The 728-nt window shown below is 44.9% G+C and carries 1 protein-coding gene; it reads right to left on the bottom strand.

The annotated features are described in order from the left end of the window. Positions 1-728: multidrug efflux RND transporter periplasmic adaptor subunit VmeC (gene vmeC / locus R8N49_RS26970; protein WP_318190433.1), on the bottom strand; the 728-nt coding region annotated here is incomplete at both ends.

Below are 728 nucleotides of genomic sequence, written 5' to 3'. Positions count from 1 at the left end.
TTTGCCAATTTAGGCATGATGATGTTTGCACGTGCGAACATACCGCTGCGAAGTTTGCCATCGCTGTTTGGAATGTCAGCTTGTACTTGGATCAGACCACTTTGTACATTTACTGCAGGTTCAATGGCAGAAATTGAGCCTTTGAATGGCTGATCTGGGTAGGCATCTACAAAAATATCCACTTCTTGGTCAAGTTTGATACGCGAGATGTCTGTTTGAGGCACGGTAAAGCGCAGACGCATTACACTGCTATCTTCTAGACGAACAATGTCGCTACCAGCTTGGATGTATTGACCAAGATAAACGTTACGGATACCAACCACACCTGCAAATGGCGCTTTGATTTCACGACGATCGATGGTTGCTTTTAAACTCTCGATATCTGCTTTAAGCGAGTAGTAGTTTGCTTCAGCTTCATCGTAAGCTTCTTTAGAAATAGAACCTTTCTTAAACAGACCTTGGTAACGTTTGTATTTCGCTTCTGCTGCAGGAAGTTTCGCTTGTGAACTCTTCAAGTTCGCTTTTTCCACTTCAGAATCAAGCAAAACGAGGGGTTGGCCAGCTTCAACTTGAGTACCTGATTCAAAAGCGATCTTGTCGATAACACCGCTCGTTTCGTTCGCTACCGTCACGCCTTGGTTTGGCTCGATAAAACCGATAGCCTCGATCACTGGTACCCAATCCACCGCTTTTACTTCCGTAACGGTTACTGGGAACTCAGGTTCAGG

It is taken from the genome of Vibrio sp. 1978 (assembly GCF_033344345.1).
Note: the sequence above shows the minus strand (reverse complement) of the source record. Positions and strands in the feature narration are given on the sequence as shown.